This window comes from Synechococcus sp. R55.7 (genome assembly GCF_047461955.1).
In the GTDB taxonomy this organism is placed as follows: domain Bacteria; phylum Cyanobacteriota; class Cyanobacteriia; order Thermostichales; family Thermostichaceae; genus Thermostichus.
Genome location: NZ_JANSIC010000116.1, coordinates 7178 through 8600 on the forward strand (window position 1 = coordinate 7178; position 1423 = coordinate 8600).

Consider the following 1423-nt stretch of genomic DNA (forward strand, 5'->3'; position numbering starts at 1 on the left):
GCTGTGCATTAAGGTCGAGCGTAGTTGTGGGTCATCACTCAACTGCCCAACCTGATCCCACTGCTGCGCGACGCGAGCGGAGAATCCATGAGCACTCCCAATCGCCCCTTGAAGACCCTTGGGATCCCTCCCAATGCCTGGGCCGTGAATGCCGAAATGGCCGACCTCACCCGTCCGCCCTTGGATCCCCGGCCCATCCTGCTACCCACCTCCAGCAAAACCCTGCGCTTGGATCTGGCCAAGGCGGCGTTGTTGGTGATCGACATGCAAAACGACTTTTGTCATCCCGACGGTTGGCTGGCCAGCATTGGCGTCGATGTTACACCTGCACGGGCTCCCATCGGCCCTCTAAAAGCCCTGCTGCCCCGCCTGCGACAAGCTCAAGTGCCGATTGTGTGGGTGAACTGGGGCAATCGCCCTGACTTGCTCAACATCAGCGCCGGCTTGCGACATGTGTACAACCCCACCGGAGAGGGAGTAGGGCTGGGGGATCCCTTGCCTAAGAACGGGTCTTTGGTCCTCACGCGGGGCAGTTGGGGCGCTGCTGTGGTGGAGGAACTGGAGGTCAAGCCCGAGGATATCTGGGTGGATAAGTTCCGCATGAGCGGCTTTTGGGATACCCCTCTCGATAGCATTCTCAGAAACCTGGGGCGCACCACCCTCTTTTTTGCCGGCGTGAACATCGACCAGTGCGTCATGACCACGCTGCAAGATGCCAATTTCCTCGGCTACGACTGCATTTTGCTGGAAGACTGCGCCGCCACCACCTCTCCTGAATACTGTTTGCTAGCTACCCTCTACAACGTCAAGCAGTGCTTTGGCTTTGTCGCCTCCTCCTCAGATTTGCTCGCGGCTCTCCCCTGTTAGCACTTGCCCACTATTCACCCCTCATCTCTTGAGCGGAGGATCCGGATGCAAACGCTTTCCCGCTGCGTGATTCCAATTGTTAAAACCCCTGCCGATTATCAGGCTTTTCGCATCAGCCCCCACGATACCAATCGCCTGGCCATCGTGTTCGATCCTTCTCATGCTCAGATTTCTCTAACCTTTTGTGTGGAGATCTTCGATGAGGGAGGCAAAACCCCTCCAAATCGCCATCAAATGGCTGTGGAAATGTTTTTTGTTCTCAAGGGGGAAGGCCTGGCCATTTGCGATGGAAAAGCGGCCCCCATCAAAACTGGAGATAGCATTCTGGTACCGCCGACCGGTGTACATGAAATCCACAATACCGGCCCAGGCCGCCTCTACGCCCTCTGCTTCATGGTGCCCAACGAAGATTTTGCCGAGCTCATCCGCTCCGGCACTCCTGCGGACTTGGATGAGGAGGATTTGCAGGTGCTGTCGGGGGGCTGGAGAAGGGCATTTGCTGAGGCTTAGGCCTCAATGGCTCTGGGAGCTGTAGAGGTTGGAAGTCAGGGGTACT

Annotated in this window: 2 protein-coding genes; both read left to right on the forward strand. The window is 57.2% G+C overall.

Translation table 11 applies throughout. The features are described 5' to 3' along the window. Positions 1-24: 24 nt before the first annotated feature. Positions 25-867, forward strand: coding sequence for a cysteine hydrolase family protein (locus NW820_RS07660; protein WP_238376823.1), 843 nt, complete (start codon positions 25-27; stop codon positions 865-867). Positions 868-912: 45 nt separating this feature from the next. Beyond that, the gene (locus NW820_RS07665) at positions 913-1377 is read left to right on the forward strand and encodes a cupin domain-containing protein (RefSeq protein WP_011434408.1); all 465 of its coding nucleotides are present in this window, start codon (positions 913-915) and stop codon (positions 1375-1377) included. Positions 1378-1423 lie beyond the last annotated feature (46 nt).